This window comes from Neisseria sp. P0008.S010 (genome assembly GCF_051962715.1).
In the GTDB taxonomy this organism is placed as follows: Bacteria; Pseudomonadota; Gammaproteobacteria; order Burkholderiales; family Neisseriaceae; genus Neisseria; species Neisseria elongata.
In genome coordinates this window covers 1-15,528 of sequence record NZ_JBQCVA010000002.1, presented here as the reverse complement: position 1 = coordinate 15,528, position 15,528 = coordinate 1, and the positions used below count along the sequence as shown (strand labels likewise).

Below are 15,528 nucleotides of genomic sequence, written 5' to 3'. Positions count from 1 at the left end.
TAACGTGCCGGATTTGGAATTTTTCAGACGGCCTTAAAACAGGCTGTAAAGCCATACGCCCAACAGGGTCAGGAGAATGGCGACGGCACAGCCGACTTTCGCTACTACGCCCAAGATGAAGCCGATAAAGGCTCCGATGCCGACTTTCCCTGCCAGCCAGGCATCTTTGCGGGCGAGGAATTCTCCGATTGCGGCACCGAGCAGCGGGCCGAGCAGCAGGCCGGGAATGCCGAAAAAGGCACCGGCAATGCCGCCGAAAAACGATCCCCAGACGGCCTCTTTACTTGCGCCGGTGAATTTTGCGCCGAGCATACCCGCTACGAAGTCGGTTGCCGTGCCGACGGCGGTAAAGATGCCGATGGCAATCAGGGTGCCGCCGCCGATGGTGGCGTAGTCGTCCGCATATCCGAGCAGCCAGGCTCCGACGAACATGAGGATCAGTCCGGGAAGGGCGGGGTATATCGTGCCGAGGAGGCCGATAACTAAGGCGATCAGTCCGAGGATGATGAGCAGGGTGGGTGCCATGATGCGGGTACTTTCTAAACGGCTGGTGGGGAAATATGTTTTTCAGACGGCCTTGATGGTGTGTTAAAGAGGGAAAACCATATCAAGGCCGTCTGAAAGAGCCGGGAGAGCCGATTGCAAGGGTGGTTTCAGACGGCCTAATGCCGTTTGTTTTTCTGATTGGCGATGCCCATCAAGAGGGCGAGGATGATCATAATGGACAACGTGGATGTGCCGCCGTAGCTGACCAGCGGCAGCGGTACGCCGACCACGGGTAGGATGCCGCTGACCATGCCCATATTGACAAAGGCATAGCAGAAGAAAGTCATGGTCAGCGCGCCAGCCAGCGTGCGGCTATAGAGGTTGTGTGCCTGTGAGGCGATGTAGAGCCCGCGGCCGAGGATGACCAGGTAAATCAACAGCAGAAGGAGGTTGCCGATCAGGCCGAATTCTTCGCCATATACCGCGAAGATGAAGTCGGTGGTGGATTCGGGGATGTAATCGAGATGGGTTTGCGTACCGTTGAGCCAGCCTTTGCCCCAAACGCCGCCCGAACCGATGGCAATCATGGATTGGATGATGTGGTATCCGTCGCCAAGCGGGTCTTTTGTCGGATCGAGCAGGGTGAGGACGCGGGTTTTTTGGTAATCGTGCATGCCGTAGTTCCACATCAACGGCAGGGCGCAGATAAAGAGGACGACAGAGGCGAAGATGACTTTCCACGGTAGTCCGGCGAAGAAGACGACGAACAGGCCGGAAGCCATAATCAGGGTGGCCGTGCCGAGGTCGGGCTGTTTGAGGATCAACATGACCGGCACCATGACCAATATCAGTGCGATCAGGTAGTGATGCCAGCGCAGGCTGCCGCTATGGCGTTGGAAATACCAGGCCACCATCATCGGCAGGGCTATTTTCATGATTTCGGAAGGTTGGATGCGGATACCGAGGTTCAGCCAGCGGGTAGAGCCGTTTACGGTAATGCCGAAAAAATGCACGCCCAACAGCAGCAGTACGCCGAGAATGTAGGCGGGCGGTGCAAAGGCAGCCAGTGTTTGCGGCTTGATACGGGCAATAATCCACAGCAGGACAAAGCCGATGATGGTGTGCATGGTCTTGCTTTCCAGCCGGCCGATGTCTTGGCCGTCGGCCGAGTAGAGCAGGAACAGGCTCATGATGTAGATGATCAGCATGGCGTAAAAGAGCCAGGCATCCATCGGATCCCAAATCAGGCGTTTGAGTTTCAACAGGATGTTTTCTTCTGTCATGGTGCGGCTTCCGAGGCGGCCGAATGTGCGGCTTCAGGGTTATGGATGGTGCGGAAGGCTTCGGTGATTTTGTTTTCAGACGGCCTCACGGTGCCGCTGCCTGCCAGCAGGGGGTTATCCACGCCTGTTTTGTTGTAGTTGTCCACCGGGGTGTCGTGGTCTCCACCTGATTTGAGTTTGAGCAGGTAATAATCGCTCAGCCCGCGGGCCAAGGGGGCGGCATTGGCACCCCAGCCGCCGTTTTCCAAAATCACGGCAATGGCGATTTGCGGTTTTTCCGTCGGTGCGAAGGCAATGAACCAGGCATGGTCGCGGTGTTGTTCGGCCAGTGCGGCGGCATTGTAGTTTTTACCTTGGGCGATTTGCACTACTTGGGCAGTGCCGGTTTTACCACCCATGCTGTATTTCAGACCCACGCCGATTTTTCGTGCGGTTCCGCCCGGCTGCAGTACTTTAGTCATTGCCGCTTTGACGTAGTTGAAATTACTTTGCTTGAACGGCAGGATGCGCTGCGGTTTAGGGTCGATCAGGGTGATTTGCTGTTTATTGTGATCCAGCAGTTCTTTGACCAAGTGCGGACGGTAAACCACGCCGTTGTTGGCCAAGGTGGCGGTGGCGTGCGCCATTTGCAGCGGGGTATAGGCGTTATAGCCCTGGCCGATGCTGATCGGCACCATCTCTGCCGTGTTCCAGCGCCGCCGTTCGGGCGGTAACTTGGAAAACCGTTTTTCTTTCCATTCGGGCGAGGGGAGAACGCCGCGGTATTCGTTCGGCAAATCGATACCGGTTTGTTGGCCGAAATCGAATTCCGCCAAATACGGACGGATTTTCTCAATGCCCATTTCAAATCCGAGGCGGTAGAAAAAGGTATCCGAGGAAACTTGGATGGCTTTGCTTAAGTTAGCCGAACCGTGGCCGCTGCGGACAGAGTCGCGGAACATATGTTTGGTTCCTGGAATGCTCCATGCGCCGGGGGCGGGAATCACGGATGATTGGGTAATTTTGCCGCTTTCGAGCAGGGCCATGGCCATAAATGGTTTGAAAGTGGAACCCGGCGGATACAGGCCTTGGGTAACACGGTTGATGAGCGGCTTTTGCCAGTTTTCGTTCAATGCTTTCCAATTCTCGCTGTCGATGCCGTCGATGAAGAGGTTGGGGTTGAAAGACGGGTTGGATACAAAAGCCAGTACGCCGCCTGTTTGCGGGTTGATGGCCACCATGGCCCCGCGTTTGCCGCGCATCAGGCGGACGGCTTCTTGTTGCAGGCGGATGTCCATTGCCAGTTTCAGGGTTTGGCCGTTTTGCGGTGGGACGGTGCGCAGGGTGCGGATGATGTTGCCGTAGGCGTCTTTTTCCACTTCGCGGTAGCCGGGCAAGCCATGCAGCTGGCGTTCGTAAAAACCTTCCAAGCCGGATTTGCCGATGTGGGTGCTGCCCCGATACAGTGAGCCCATTTTTTCTTCGGCCAGTTTGGATTGGTCTTTATCGCTGATGCGGCCGATGTAGCCCAGGAAATGTGCGGTCAATTCCCCATAAGGGTATTCGCGGAAGGTTCGGGCGTTGATTTCCACGCCGGGCAGTGCATATAAGCGGGCGGCGATACGTGATGCCTCGTCCGGTGTGAGTTTCAGCTTGAGCGGGATTTTTTCGTAGGAACGGAATTCGGTGCGGAATTTCTGAAAACGGTTTAAATCAGCTTCGGTAATGTCGGCCAGTGTTTTTAAGACGGCGATGGTGTCATCCAGCTTGCCTTTGATTTGGCTGGGTACGATTTCCAATGAGTAAGCCGGATAGTTGTGCGCCAGCACGACGCCGTTTGCATCGACGATTTCTCCCCGTATCGGTGCCGTAGGAATTAAGGAAATACGGTTGGAGGCTGCTTGGGCGGTAAATTCGTCCCGTTTGTGGATTTGAAGATGGACAAAGCGTGCCGCCAAGATGCTGAATAACACGAAGATAAACAGAAAGGCGGCAAGTAGTCTGATACGGAAGTCACGCTGGATGGAGGCATTGTCATTGCCTGGACGCGAAATGTGGCGGAGTGTTTTCATCGGCGGCGGCGGTGCAGGTTCAGGACGGCCAGCATCAATTTGTTCAGCATCGGCCAGGCCAATGCGCCCACAACAGGGGCTAAAAGTCCGGATAGGCCGATGAGGCGGTGTTCGCTTATCAGGCGGATAATCAGCAGTGTAAGCTGACTTCCGGTTAGTGCGATAAAGACAGTAACCGATTGAAAAGCATAGCTTTGCAGGATAATGCGCCGTTGGTATTTTTGAATGAAGAATACCATCAGGACATAGGCCAGCGCATGTTGTCCGAGTGGTAGGGCAATACCGGTATCCAGAAATAGGCCGCAGGCGAACGCGGTAAACAGGCCGACCGATTGCGGACGGTTAAGCCCCCAATACAGCAGGCTCAGGGCAGTCATTTCGGGCAGCCAGAAAGACAATGCGGCAGGAAACGGAATCAGGTCAAACAGCAGGGAAGCAGCAAAAGTGGCGGCAATCAGACGTTTGGGAATCCGGTTGTGAAAGTCGTCAAAATCAGTCATGGGTTCTTATTGGGGAGAGGATGCCGCAACGGAAGAGGCCGTCTGAATCGACAGTTCTTCAATTTGCGGCAATACCAAAACATATTTGCTGCTGCGAATGGCGGCAGGAATGGATAAGGTTGTGCGGTAGTAAGGCGTTCCGGAAGAACGCAGGGCACTTTCCACTTTGGCCACGGGAATGCCAGCAGGGTAGACAGAATCCATTCCTGATGTAACCAGTAAATCGCCAGGCTGCAAATCGGCATCTAATGGGAAATAGCGCAGGGAAACCTGGTTGCTGTCGCCATAGACCAAACTGCGTACGCCGGTACGCGCCACCATTACGGGAACGACTGTCTGACTGCTGGTGAGTACGGTTAATTCGGCATTAAAAGGCTGCACTGCCGAGATCTGGCCGATTAGGCCGTATTGGTCGATTACCGCATCGCCGGCCTTCAGTCCGTCGTTGCTGCCTTTGTTTAACAATAATTTGTCAGACAAGGGATTTTTGCCGTTTGAAACAATTTGTGCCGCCGTGCTGTTGCCGATACCGCTGCCGGCTAAAAGGTTGAGTTTTTTCAATTCTGCCAGCTGAAGCTGCTGTACGTCGTTTTGCCGGATGGCGGTGCTCAGGCGCATATTTTCGGTTTGCAGTCTTTGATTTTCCTGAATGAGCGTTTGCTGTGATTGCAGGAATGTACTGCCGTAGTCATACAGTGCGACAGGCTGGTCGGCCAGCCATTGCAAAGGTTGCAGTGCGGTGGCCAAGTAAGCTTTGAGTTGGCGGACGGCTGCATAGCGGTTGTCCAATACCATCAACAGGATGCTGATTATCGACAGGATAATCAACCGATTGACGGGACGCTCGCGATAACTGCGGGTAAAACTAAGCGATTTGGACATGGCGGGTAACGGCGGAAATTAGGGGTTCGGAGCAAAAATGGAATTCAGACGGCCTATCAAGTCCAATGCGCGGCCTGTGCCGCGTGCCACGCAGGTCAGCGGATCTTCGGCAATCATAACGGGCAATCCGGTTTCTTCAGCCAAAAGCCGATCCAATCCTTTCAATAATGCTCCGCCACCAGTCAGTACCAAGCCGCGTTCGGCAATGTCGGCCCCCAGTTCGGGCGGGGTTTTTTCCAGTGCGGTTTTTACAGATTGTACGATTTGATTGATCGGCTCTGTAATGGCTTCAAGTATTTCGTTGGAGGAAATGGTAAACGAACGCGGGATGCCTTCGGCAACATTGTGGCCTTTGACTTCGATTTCTTTGACTTCCATGCCCGGGAATGCCGTGCCGATTTCTTTTTTGATGCTTTCGGCAGTCGCTTCGCCAATCAGCATCCCGTAATTGCGGCGGACATAGTTAATAATCGCTTCGTCAAAGGCATCTCCGCCGACACGTACCGAATGGGAATATACCATGCCGGATAAAGACATTACTCCCACCTCGGTTGTACCGCCGCCGATATCGACCACCATTGAGCCGGTCGGCTCGTCAATCGGCAAACCTGCACCTATCGCTGCAGCCATAGGTTCTTGAATCAGATAGACAGCTGATGCACCGGCTTCTTCGGCTGAGTTTTGAATCGCTTTTCTTTCTACCTGGGTAGAGCCGCAGGGAACACAGATGACGATACGCGGGGTGGCGGCAAAACGGCTATTGGTTACTTTTTTAATGAAATGCTTCAGCATATCAGAGGTTACGGTAAATTCAGCAATAACGCCGTCCTTCATGGGGCGGATGGCTTTGATGCTGCCCGGCGTGCGGCCGAGCATTTTTTTTGCATCAGTGCCGACGGCCAAAACCGAACGTTGTCCTGTGTCGGGGTGAATCTGCATGGCCACCACTGAAGGTTCGTCCAAAACGATGCCCTTGCCTTTGGAGTAAATCAAAGTGTTGGCGGTGCCCAAGTCGATAGCCAAATCATTGGAGAAATAACGTGTGATGAAACGCAGAAACATGAGTAATCCTGAATGGTAACAATGTATTGAACACATTTTCAGACGGCCTGAATCAAGCGCGACAGGCCGTCTGAAAAGCGGAAATCTTTAATGGCAGGGAAGGTTTCGGTTATAATCCCGCGCCCGAAGTAGTTCGGAAAACGCGCTATCATACCTTAATTCGCCAATATTGCTAATTATCTTTAAGGAATTTTTCATGGCCTTGAATTTGTCTGATGTGGAAAAAATTGCCAAGCTGTCACGCTTGAGTTTGACAGAAAACGAGAAAACGAAAACTTTGTCCGAGTTGAACGACATTTTCGCTATGGTTGAGAAAATGCAGTCTGTTAATACAGACGGAGTAGAGCCTATGCCGCACCCGCATGAAACCGCGCTGCGCCTGCGTGAAGATGCCGTTACCGAAACCGACCATGCCGCCGAATATCAAGCTGTGGCCCCCGAAGTTCGCAATCGTCTGTATATCGTGCCTCAGGTGATTGAAGAATAAGTTGAATTTAATTTTTAGGGAGTCAATGATGAACAAAATCTTAACAGCATTACTGCTCGGCACATTTGCCGTTAGTGCTCATGCCGCACCGAACCAGGGTGGTAACGACAAATCCGCTGCCCTGCTTGCCAGCCGTTCGGGTAAAACCGTGCATTTGTATGACTACGAAACCCCGGATGGCACATACAGTGCATCGCTCTATCCGGCCAGTGTAAAAAATCTTGGCAACGGTTGGTATTCAACCGTCACGCTGCATCAGCCTGCCCGCGCAGGCAAACATGCCCATATGCTGATTTTGGATTGGGTGCACTGCCAAGAGCCCAAGCAGTCTGTCATGAGTGCGATTGCACTGTTCGGAAAAAACGGCAAGCTTGAAGAGCGCGCCGATATCCACGATTACGATAGCCCTGAAAAAATGCCGCAGGAAGTCATTGAGCAGGTGCAAAAAGAAGATTCCGAAGAAGCAATGCACAGCGGCAAAATGGTGGAAACCGTGTGCCGCCGCGTGAAATAAACAAGCATCAGATGTTTTGCTTTGCATAAGCAGGCCGTCTGTAAAGCAATATCTACTCTTTCAGACGGCCTGAAAGGCATTTCTATGAAGCAGGCTTTCATATATACCGACGATAAATCTCAAAAATTTTGGATTATTGATTCTGCCGGCAATGACATCATGGTTAATTTCGGCAAACTCGGTACAAACGGACGTTTCCAAATTACCGAATACGCCGATGAAACCGAGTGTCAAAAAGCTGCTGACAAACTCATCCTACAAAAGACTAAAAAAGGCTACAAACCTGCATCCGATTTTAATTTCATCGACCGCCTTTATTTTGACGATGAAGATTACGGTCCACATCGCAAAACCTCGCACCCACACTTTGTCCGATACTTAACCGATGGTTTCTACTACGATTGCGGTAACGAAGAGGCTCCGTTCGGTAGTGACGAAGGCAGCGATGCTTTGTATGAGCTTGAACAAGCTTTCCGCAAAAATGCCGATTTGGATACATTAGCTTTTCCGCAGAAATTGATTTGTGAATATTGGGGTATGGACTACCTGCCTCCCCAGTTAGACCAAGCTGCAGAAAGTATTGCGGAACTATGCAAACAGCAAGAAACTGAAGTTTACCCATCCGATAAAGTGATTATTGCCACTGCATTTGGCAGCATTAAAATTACAGGCCGCCTGAAACTTGAATTGCAACAGCTCACCCTGCTTGCCATACAGAGGCTTGACGTGCTGGCACAACTACGCGATTGGTGTGCTGCGAATACGCGGTCTGAAATCAGTCGCCAAATGGCAGATGATTTGCAACGCTTCGCCACTGAAACTACAGCTTTCAGGTAGTCTGAAAAAAACGGATTGGCCAAAGGATGGTACGGCAGCCTACTGCGCCCACAGGATACGGATTAGTACAAGTCCCGAAGCAGGCCGGATTTCGGCTACCACCCATCTATGAAAGAAGATTGGGGAAAGAGTGGAAAACTGCAGGTTCGCCTTGCCGGTATTTCTCGTTTTCAGGCAGCCTGTTTGCAAACCGCCGCTATCAGGATTTTCAGACGGCCTATAAATGAACCGAAGGAATCATAATGACCCCGTTAAACCTCGATACCCCCGAAGTTTTCGAACCCGTCATCATCCACCTTGCTGACCGCATCCGCGCGTTCCGGCAGAAAACCGGCAGTGCCAAAGCCTTTGCATGGCTGTTTGTACACGGCTGCGAAGAAGGTGCGAGTTTCGAACTCGGTATCGGCGAAGCCCTGCCCGACCCGCAGGCGTTTATGGCAGATATTGCCGACTACCAAGAAGAATGCTGGGATTACGCCGACGATTGGGAAAACGGCGAATGCACAGAAGGCATCGGCGGCGAGGCGGAATTGGCACAGCTCGGCGACTGGTATCAGGCATGGTATGCTGCCGATGAAGGAGAAACCGACCTGCCGCCGCCACTACAATACCGAGACTGGCAAATCGTACCACTGGCAGACGGTGAAGCCGATTTGGTTGGATTTGATGTGGAAAGCGAATTTGAAAACATATTCATCCGGCGCATCTACCGCGACATTTTGGCCGAAATCCTGAAACGCTATCCCGATGAAATACAGGGATTTGTTTTGGAAATGCACGATAGTGCACTGCCTGCCGAATGGATTGGCAGACAGAATTAGCTTTCAGGCAGCCTGCACCCCATCCCCCCCTTTAAATTCCCAATTATTTTCAACCGAAAGACCCGAAAATGACCCGATACACCCTCAAACAAGCCAACCAACTGCTGCAATCCAAACAAATCTCCGCTGTCGAACTGGCAACCGAATACCTCGCCGCCATTGCTGCGCAGAACCCGGCTATCAACGGCTACATCACCCTCGACCAAGATAAAACTCTCGCCGAAGCCCGTGCCGCCGATGCTCGTATTGCACAAGGTAACGCTACGGCGCTCACCGGCGTACCCATCGCCTACAAAGATATTTTCTGTCAAACAGGCTGGCGCAGCGCGTGCAGCTCCAAAATGCTGGACAACTTCGTCTCCCCCTACACTGCCACCGTCGTCCAAAACCTGCTCGACGAAGGCATGGTAACGCTCGGTCGTACCAACATGGACGAATTCGCCATGGGTTCGACCAATGAAACCTCGTTCTACGGCGCAACCAAAAATCCGTGGAATCCTGAGCACGTCCCAGGCGGTTCATCCGGCGGTTCCGCAGCCGTCGTTGCTGCACGCCTTGCTCCTGTTGCGCTCGGTTCAGATACCGGTGGCTCTATCCGCCAGCCTGCTTCACACTGCGGTATCACCGGCATCAAACCCACCTACGGCACGGTTTCCCGCTTCGGCATGGTTGCCTACGCATCCAGTTTCGACCAAGCAGGCCCAATGGCGCAAACCGCCGAAGACTGCGCGATTTTGCTCAATGCGATGGCGAGCTTCGATGAGCGCGATTCCACCAGTTTGGAACGTAACAAAGAAGACTACACCCGCGATTTGGACAAACCCCTCAAAGGCATGAAAATCGGTCTGCCTAAAGAATATTTCGGCGAAGGCGCGGATTCCGATGTGCAGGCTGCTTTGCAAAACGTCATCGACCTTTTAAAAGCGCAAGGTGCGGAAACCATTGAAGTTTCCCTGCCACAAACTGCCCTGTCCATCCCCGCTTACTATGTCCTCGCTTCTGCCGAAGCCAGCACCAATCTTTCACGGTACGACGGCGTACGCTACGGCCACCGCGCCGCCCAATTCAGCGATATAGAAGAAATGTACAGCAACACCCGCGCCGAAGGTTTCGGCAGCGAAGTCAAACGCCGCATCATGATTGGCACTTATGTGTTGTCGCACGGCTACTACGATGCCTATTACTTGAAAGCCCAAAAACTGCGCCGCCTCGTTGCCAACGATTTTCAGACGGCCTTCACACAATGTGATTTCATCCTTGCCCCGACTGCGCCCACCGCCGCCCCCAAACTCGGCAGTGACATCCACGATCCCGTGCAGATGTACCTTTCCGACATCTACACCATCGCCGTGAATCTGGCCGGATTGCCCGCCCTGACCCTGCCCGCAGGTTTCAGCAGCAGCGGACTGCCCATCGGAGTGCAATTTATCGGCAACCACTTCTCTGAAGCCAAAATCCTTGGCGCAGCGCATCAAGTGCAGTTGGCGAGCGATTGGCATACCAAAACCCCTGATGGAAACGCATGATGCCGGAGCAGTTTGTTTTTCCCGATTTCAAAACCGTATATGAGGATGCGCCGAAATTTCGAATCCAGCATTTGAAATTCTCCTTACGCAGGTTGTTTGCACGACAGCATGTCAAAGATTTTGAAACATTTGTCAACGCCTCTGCGCCGCGCCGTACCTTTTTCCAAAGGCGGCCGCAAGATGCCTATCCGTTGATACATGCCTTTGTCGATCAGCGTTTCAACAGACGGCGCAGGCTGCAAGTCATGAAAGAAGACCTGCTGACAGCCGAAAAACTGTTCGGGCAGGAAACGCTCGCCAATATGACGACGCGCAAATTCCATATCGTTCTGGCGCATCTTTCAGACGGCCTGACTTTATGGCTGAACCGAAACGATAATTGCGTGGATGAAGGAATGTGGTCGCTATCCTTGCGCGACAGCGAAGGAAAACGTCTCTACATGGCTACTTTCGCCCTAGTTGACGGCAAACTGCTGGCCGCTTCTATCCAAGGCCCCGCAGGGGAAGAAGCTAAAGACCTTGTCCGCAGCCTGACCAAACAACTCCACGGTCTGCGCCCGCAGCAGCTGATGGTAACTGCCCTGCAATATTTTTCGACATCACTCAATTTGGGCGGCGTTATCGGCATTGCCCAAGAGCATCAGGTCAAACTGCGCTGGCGGCTGAAGAAACGGGTCAAAATGAATTACGACCTGTTTTGGCAGGAGAACGGCGCAACGCTCAAAAGCGATGGCTACTGGCATCTGCCGCAAATCCCGCCGCGAAAAGACTTGGCGGAAATCGAAAGCAAAAAACGTTCGATGTACCGCAAACGTTACCAAATGCTGGATAACATGGCGGCCGAGATGCAGGCTTGCTTTCAGAAGACTTGACTCTGCGTTTTCAGACGGCCTTTTTCATCCGGAGAAGTAAACAGGTCGTCTGAAAAGGAGTGGCTGGCTTGCCTTGTTTTACAGTATTGAAATCATTGGGGAACAGATATTGTTGCAACCCAATGGCAAGATTACTATAAAAAAATTAATTTAACCAATCATTTAATATCCATGCTTAATGTACCCGGCTATATTGCTGCCATGGTATGGAAAGTGGATTGAAAAATCCGATGAAATACCGACGCACGGCATGGCCGAATGGTGCATCGCCGGCGATGTTTGGCTGCAACTGGATGCCGCTGTAGAAACGGTAAAGCCCTCGGCTGATATCATCGGTGTGGATAACATTGCCTCCTACCGTACCAATTCTGCAGGAAGCAGGAATTGCCGTTGGCAAAACCCAAGATTGGAAAGTATATTAAGCTGTGATTTTCACGATCTGGATTGCGATAGAATTTCGCTGACATATCAGCCAACAATAAGGTTACCTGAAACCATGACCACCACCGACTTCATCCAAATCATCGGCACCGCTGCCTTCACTGTGTCCGGCTATCTTGTCGGCTACAGCAAGCGGCTCGACGTGCTCGGCGTGGTCATCACCGCCCTGCTCACCGCCGTGGGCGGCGGCATGATGCGCGATGCGCTGGTGGGGCATGTGCCGCAGGTGTTCCGGCACACCGACGCGCTGATTGTGGTATTTGCCACCCTCGTTATCGCCTGGCTGCTGCACGTGCAACGCTACCGCCGTACCCACCTTGCCGCCGCCTTCCTAATTGCCGACGCCATCGGCCTGGCCGCCTTCAGCATCACCGGTGCGCAAATCGGCATCGGCCTGCAGCTCAACCTGTTCGGCGTAATCGTGCTCGCCTTCGTCACCGCCGTGGGCGGCGGCATTGCCCGCGATATTTTGGTGAACGACGTGCCCATCATATTGCGTTCCGACCTCTACGGCAGCGTCGCCATCTTTATCGGCGGGCTGATGTATTTCCTCGCGCGGATCGGCTGGATAAACGCCTTCACCCTGCACCTGCTGTTTGCCGCCGGCCTTGCCCTGCGGCTGGCCGCCTACCGCTTCCACTGGCAGCTGCCCGGCTTCCAGCCGCGCAGAAAATAGCGGCAAAACAAGGAAAATCAAAATGTACCCCTGCCGGAAAATATGGCGCGGCTTCACGCTGACCGCACTCGCCATGCCGATTACCTTGTTTGCATTTTTGCTGTTGGTCGAACTGTTTGACCGCGACTCGTTTGACGGCATGGCAGGCCTGCTCAACACGGGCTTGGCGTTGATACTGGTATTCGCGCCGCCCATTGTGCTGCTTGCCTCATGGTGTTGCCGAACACAATGTACACGCTGGCAAAAACGCTTTGCCGCCGCCGCGTTTTTCATCAGCCTGCCGTATTCCGTTGCGCTGTTTTTCATCTTGACCTCGAGCCTGTTTAATCCGGAATATTACCGCCCCATAAGCTTTGCGCTTTGGATACGGGGGGACGGATGGCTGTTCCATCTGATATACGCCGTATTCATGACGGTGTACGCCGTGCTGATACCGCAATGGCTGCTGCCCGATTCACAGCCGCACAAAAAATAGCGGCAAAAGGCCGTCTGAAAGATACAATACGGTTTTTCAGGTAGCCTCTAGCCAAACCGATTAACCCTTCTTTAATAGAAAGACCCCTTATGACCTGGGAAACCGTAATCGGACTGGAAATCCACGTCCAACTCAACACAAAATCCAAAATCTTCAGCGGCGCATCGACCGCATTCGGTGCGGAACCCAATGCGCACGCCAGCGTGGTGGAATGCGCGCTACCGGGCGTGCTGCCGGTAATGAACCGAGAAGTCGTTGAAAAAGCCATCAAATTGGGCTTGGCTTTGGATGCGAAAATCAACCAGAAAAACGTGTTCGACCGCAAAAACTACTTCTATCCCGACTTGCCAAAAGGCTATCAAATCAGCCAGTTGGATTTACCGATTGTCGAACACGGCAAATTGGAAATCGTGGTCGGCAGCGCGGTGAAAACCATCAACGTAACCCGCGCACACATGGAAGAAGATGCGGGCAAATCCGTGCATGAAGGCTTGAACGGCGCGACCGGTATTGACTTGAACCGTGCCGGCACGCCGCTGTTGGAAGTGGTCTCCGAACCTGAGATGCGCTCCGCCGCCGAAGCCGTTGCCTACGCCAAAGCCCTGCACGGTTTGGTTACTTGGCTGGACATTTGCGACGGCAATATGGCGGAAGGCTCGTTCCGCGTCGATGCCAACGTATCCGTGCGCCCGAAAGGTCAAGCGGAATTCGGCACGCGCCGCGAGATTAAAAACCTCAATTCCTTCCGCTTCTTGGAACAGGCGATTAATTACGAGGTGGAAGCGCAAATCGAGATTTTGGAAGACGGTGGCAAAGTACAGCAGGCGACCATGCTGTTTGACCCAGAAAAAGGCGAAACCCGCGTGATGCGTTTGAAAGAAGACGCGCACGACTACCGCTACTTCCCCGACCCTGATTTGCTGCCCGTCATCATTTCAGACGACCAGTTGCAAAAAGCAAAAGCAGAAATGCCCGAGCTGCCAAAAGAAATGGCGGCGCGTTTCGTGGCGGACTACGGCGTGTCCGAATACGACGCGCGCCTGCTCACCGCCAGCCGCGTGCAGGCTGCCTATTTTGAAGAAGCCGCCAAAGCCAGCGGACAAGGCAAGCTGACTGCCAACTGGATGAACGGCGAACTCGCCGCCACGCTGAACAAAGAAGGCATGGAACTTGCCGACAGCCCGATTACCGCCCCACGCCTCGCCGCGTTGGTGGGCAAAATCGCCGATGGCACATTAAGCAGCAAGTTAGCGAAAAAAGCCTTCGAAGCCATGTGGGCTGAACCCGAAGCCTCCATTGCCGAAATCATTGAAAAACACGGTTTGCAACAAATGACCGATACCGGCGCGATTGAAGCCATGGTGGACGAAGTGCTGGCAAACAACGCCAAAGCGGTGGAACAATTTAAATCCGGCAACGAAAAAGCCCTGAATGCGATTGTGGGACAAGTGATGAAGGCCAGCAAAGGCAAAGCGAATCCCGCGCAGGTGCAGGAACTGATTAAAGCGAAGTTGGCTTAAGTAAGATAAAGGCTGCCTGAAAATCATTCATCTGTTTTCAGCCAGTCTTGCCAGGCCGTCTGAAAGCAGGGCATAGGCTTTAATTCTGTTAAAGCTTGATTTTCAGACGGCCTTTAAGCCATTACAAATCAAGGGATAAGATGAAAATAGTATTACCTGCAGTGCTATTGCTGGCAACGGCTACCTCATTTGCAAAAAATGACGACAATCAGCCTTTTACTCCTCAAGCAGTACAGGATGTATTGCATTGCAAGGCGTCATCGTTGGATTTTTCGCGTTGGATTCCGGAAAATTTCACCGGTTATCTTGATCCGAATGAACGTGCAGAAGAAGAAAATGTGGGACGTTTTGTCAATAAGATCGACAACATTACTTACCGTTACCGCTTGCCGTTTAAGGTGCACCTTGCCAATCCCTTAGATGGAAAAGAAGTAGAAGGGCAGTATGTCGCTATTCGCAACAACGCCATCTATCTGGAAATTGATTGGCCGCAATATCCCAACCTGCATTCACGATACCGTCAGAAATATCAGGAAAACCTTCAAGAGCTGACGCAACAGCTAATGGGACAAAACATCACACCCAAAACGACAGCTAAAAAACGGGATACATTGGGCTATGATGTCCCTGCTGTCGAAAAATCGATAGCGGACCCTAGAAAAAAGTTAAGATATTGAAATATTTTGGCTTTGCTGCTGTCTTTAAAGCAGATGTACTAAGGGGTGATTCAGATAAAGGCTATATCGGCTGCCGTTATCCGTTGTAGACTGTATTCCGAAGATAGAGGCCGTCTGAAAGTTGATTTTTTAGACGGCCTTATTCATCCGAGTCAATAATTATGATCAACTTTTCAAACGATGAAGCATTAGGCGCAGCTGCCATCGCCGCACATAAATTTTCCTTTAAAAATAGAGAGTATCTTATATGTAGAAAATAACCGCGTTGTTTACACCACAGGTTGAGAAAAGTAAGCCTGCAAAACCTCAAACGGCGTATCGCCGCCCAAGCTACCGTGCGGCTTCACGGTGTTATAAAAGTTCACAAATCGGCACAGCTCCTTTTGCCGGTGTTCCGGACTGTCAAAACTCTGCTTTT

General features: G+C 52.4%; 17 protein-coding genes. 10 read left to right on the top strand and 7 right to left on the bottom strand.

Going from position 1 to position 15,528, the window contains the following annotated elements:
* Window positions 1-33 precede the first annotated feature (33 nt).
* From ACTHSL_RS00970 to ACTHSL_RS00945, 6 genes are all read right to left on the bottom strand, one after another.
* Window positions 34-525 carry a DUF456 domain-containing protein gene (locus ACTHSL_RS00970; protein WP_283113191.1) on the bottom strand — a complete coding sequence of 164 codons (492 nt, stop codon included), beginning with the start codon at window positions 523-525 and terminating at the stop codon, window positions 34-36.
* Window positions 526-662: 137 nt separating this feature from the next.
* Entirely contained in the window at window positions 663-1,769 is a 1,107-nt protein-coding gene (rodA, locus tag ACTHSL_RS00965; RefSeq protein WP_440379997.1) for a rod shape-determining protein RodA, read from the bottom strand.
* Window positions 1,766-3,820, bottom strand: coding sequence for a penicillin-binding protein 2 (mrdA, locus tag ACTHSL_RS00960; RefSeq protein ID WP_440379996.1), 2,055 nt, complete (start codon window positions 3,818-3,820; stop codon window positions 1,766-1,768). Before mrdA ends, rodA begins: the two co-directional genes overlap by 4 nt.
* Entirely contained in the window at window positions 3,817-4,320 is a 504-nt protein-coding gene (gene mreD, locus ACTHSL_RS00955) for a rod shape-determining protein MreD (RefSeq protein WP_440379995.1), read from the bottom strand. The genes mrdA and mreD overlap by 4 nt, the downstream gene beginning before the upstream one ends.
* Window positions 4,321-4,326: 6 nt before the next feature.
* Window positions 4,327-5,202 carry a rod shape-determining protein MreC gene (mreC, locus tag ACTHSL_RS00950; RefSeq protein ID WP_440379994.1) on the bottom strand — a complete coding sequence of 292 codons (876 nt, stop codon included), beginning with the start codon at window positions 5,200-5,202 and terminating at the stop codon, window positions 4,327-4,329.
* 18 nt (window positions 5,203-5,220) lie between these two features.
* Window positions 5,221-6,264, bottom strand: coding sequence for a rod shape-determining protein (locus ACTHSL_RS00945; RefSeq protein ID WP_049248438.1), 1,044 nt, complete (start codon window positions 6,262-6,264; stop codon window positions 5,221-5,223).
* Window positions 6,265-6,460: 196 nt separating this feature from the next.
* On the opposite strand from ACTHSL_RS00945, the gene gatC reads away from it, so the two are divergent.
* The 10 genes from gatC (at window position 6,461) to ACTHSL_RS00895 (ending at window position 15,110) form a co-directional block, all read left to right on the top strand.
* Window positions 6,461-6,751, top strand: a complete 291-nt coding sequence (gene gatC / locus ACTHSL_RS00940) for an Asp-tRNA(Asn)/Glu-tRNA(Gln) amidotransferase subunit GatC (RefSeq protein WP_040665683.1) — start codon at window positions 6,461-6,463, stop codon at window positions 6,749-6,751.
* 25 nt (window positions 6,752-6,776) lie between these two features.
* On the top strand, window positions 6,777-7,265 hold the full coding sequence (locus ACTHSL_RS00935; RefSeq protein ID WP_440379993.1) for a hypothetical protein: 489 nt from the start codon (window positions 6,777-6,779) through the stop codon (window positions 7,263-7,265).
* A gap of 84 nt (window positions 7,266-7,349) precedes the next feature.
* A complete protein-coding gene (locus ACTHSL_RS00930) occupies window positions 7,350-8,102 on the top strand; it encodes a WGR domain-containing protein (protein ID WP_440379992.1) in 753 nt (250 codons plus the stop codon).
* 242 nt (window positions 8,103-8,344) lie between these two features.
* Window positions 8,345-8,923 carry a hypothetical protein gene (locus ACTHSL_RS00925; RefSeq protein WP_440379991.1) on the top strand — a complete coding sequence of 193 codons (579 nt, stop codon included), beginning with the start codon at window positions 8,345-8,347 and terminating at the stop codon, window positions 8,921-8,923.
* A gap of 68 nt (window positions 8,924-8,991) precedes the next feature.
* Window positions 8,992-10,449, top strand: coding sequence for an Asp-tRNA(Asn)/Glu-tRNA(Gln) amidotransferase subunit GatA (gene gatA / locus ACTHSL_RS00920; RefSeq protein WP_440379990.1), 1,458 nt, complete (start codon window positions 8,992-8,994; stop codon window positions 10,447-10,449).
* Entirely contained in the window at window positions 10,449-11,321 is an 873-nt protein-coding gene (locus tag ACTHSL_RS00915) for a VirK/YbjX family protein (protein WP_440380070.1), read from the top strand. The genes gatA and ACTHSL_RS00915 overlap by 1 nt, the downstream gene beginning before the upstream one ends.
* Window positions 11,322-11,817: 496 nt before the next feature.
* On the top strand, window positions 11,818-12,438 hold the full coding sequence (locus ACTHSL_RS00910) for a trimeric intracellular cation channel family protein (protein WP_440379989.1): 621 nt from the start codon (window positions 11,818-11,820) through the stop codon (window positions 12,436-12,438).
* A gap of 22 nt (window positions 12,439-12,460) precedes the next feature.
* The gene (locus ACTHSL_RS00905; RefSeq protein ID WP_440379988.1) at window positions 12,461-12,913 is read left to right on the top strand and encodes a hypothetical protein; all 453 of its coding nucleotides are present in this window, start codon (window positions 12,461-12,463) and stop codon (window positions 12,911-12,913) included.
* Window positions 12,914-12,987: 74 nt separating this feature from the next.
* Window positions 12,988-14,433, top strand: a complete 1,446-nt coding sequence (gatB, locus tag ACTHSL_RS00900; RefSeq protein ID WP_440380069.1) for an Asp-tRNA(Asn)/Glu-tRNA(Gln) amidotransferase subunit GatB — start codon at window positions 12,988-12,990, stop codon at window positions 14,431-14,433.
* Between the two features lie 140 nt (window positions 14,434-14,573).
* Complete coding sequence (locus ACTHSL_RS00895; protein WP_440379987.1) at window positions 14,574-15,110, top strand: peptidoglycan-binding protein; 537 nt, start codon at window positions 14,574-14,576, stop codon at window positions 15,108-15,110.
* Between the two features lie 269 nt (window positions 15,111-15,379).
* Here the strand turns inward: ACTHSL_RS00895 and ACTHSL_RS00890 are convergent.
* The coding region (locus ACTHSL_RS00890) for an integrase core domain-containing protein (protein ID WP_440380068.1) at window positions 15,380-15,528 on the bottom strand (149 nt) is incomplete at its 5' end.

Excerpts from the sequence above, each read along its gene's own strand:
- ACTHSL_RS00930 (WP_440379992.1), top strand. The coding sequence starts at position 7,350 with ATGAAGCAGGCTTTCATATATACCGACGATAAATCTCAAAAATTTTGG.
- gatC (WP_040665683.1), top strand. The coding sequence starts at position 6,461 with ATGGCCTTGAATTTGTCTGATGTGGAAAAAATTGCCAAGCTGTCACGC.
- ACTHSL_RS00945 (WP_049248438.1), bottom strand. The coding sequence starts at position 6,264 with ATGTTTCTGCGTTTCATCACACGTTATTTCTCCAATGATTTGGCTATC.
- ACTHSL_RS00970 (WP_283113191.1), bottom strand. The coding sequence starts at position 525 with ATGGCACCCACCCTGCTCATCATCCTCGGACTGATCGCCTTAGTTATC.
- mreD (WP_440379995.1), bottom strand. The coding sequence starts at position 4,320 with ATGACTGATTTTGACGACTTTCACAACCGGATTCCCAAACGTCTGATT.
- ACTHSL_RS00925 (WP_440379991.1), top strand. The coding sequence starts at position 8,345 with ATGACCCCGTTAAACCTCGATACCCCCGAAGTTTTCGAACCCGTCATC.
- ACTHSL_RS00910 (WP_440379989.1), top strand. The coding sequence starts at position 11,818 with ATGACCACCACCGACTTCATCCAAATCATCGGCACCGCTGCCTTCACT.
- ACTHSL_RS00935 (WP_440379993.1), top strand. The coding sequence starts at position 6,777 with ATGATGAACAAAATCTTAACAGCATTACTGCTCGGCACATTTGCCGTT.
- ACTHSL_RS00895 (WP_440379987.1), top strand. The coding sequence starts at position 14,574 with ATGAAAATAGTATTACCTGCAGTGCTATTGCTGGCAACGGCTACCTCA.
- ACTHSL_RS00905 (WP_440379988.1), top strand. The coding sequence starts at position 12,461 with ATGTACCCCTGCCGGAAAATATGGCGCGGCTTCACGCTGACCGCACTC.
- mrdA (WP_440379996.1), bottom strand. The coding sequence starts at position 3,820 with ATGAAAACACTCCGCCACATTTCGCGTCCAGGCAATGACAATGCCTCC.
- gatA (WP_440379990.1), top strand. The coding sequence starts at position 8,992 with ATGACCCGATACACCCTCAAACAAGCCAACCAACTGCTGCAATCCAAA.
- rodA (WP_440379997.1), bottom strand. The coding sequence starts at position 1,769 with ATGACAGAAGAAAACATCCTGTTGAAACTCAAACGCCTGATTTGGGAT.
- ACTHSL_RS00915 (WP_440380070.1), top strand. The coding sequence starts at position 10,449 with ATGCCGGAGCAGTTTGTTTTTCCCGATTTCAAAACCGTATATGAGGAT.
- mreC (WP_440379994.1), bottom strand. The coding sequence starts at position 5,202 with ATGTCCAAATCGCTTAGTTTTACCCGCAGTTATCGCGAGCGTCCCGTC.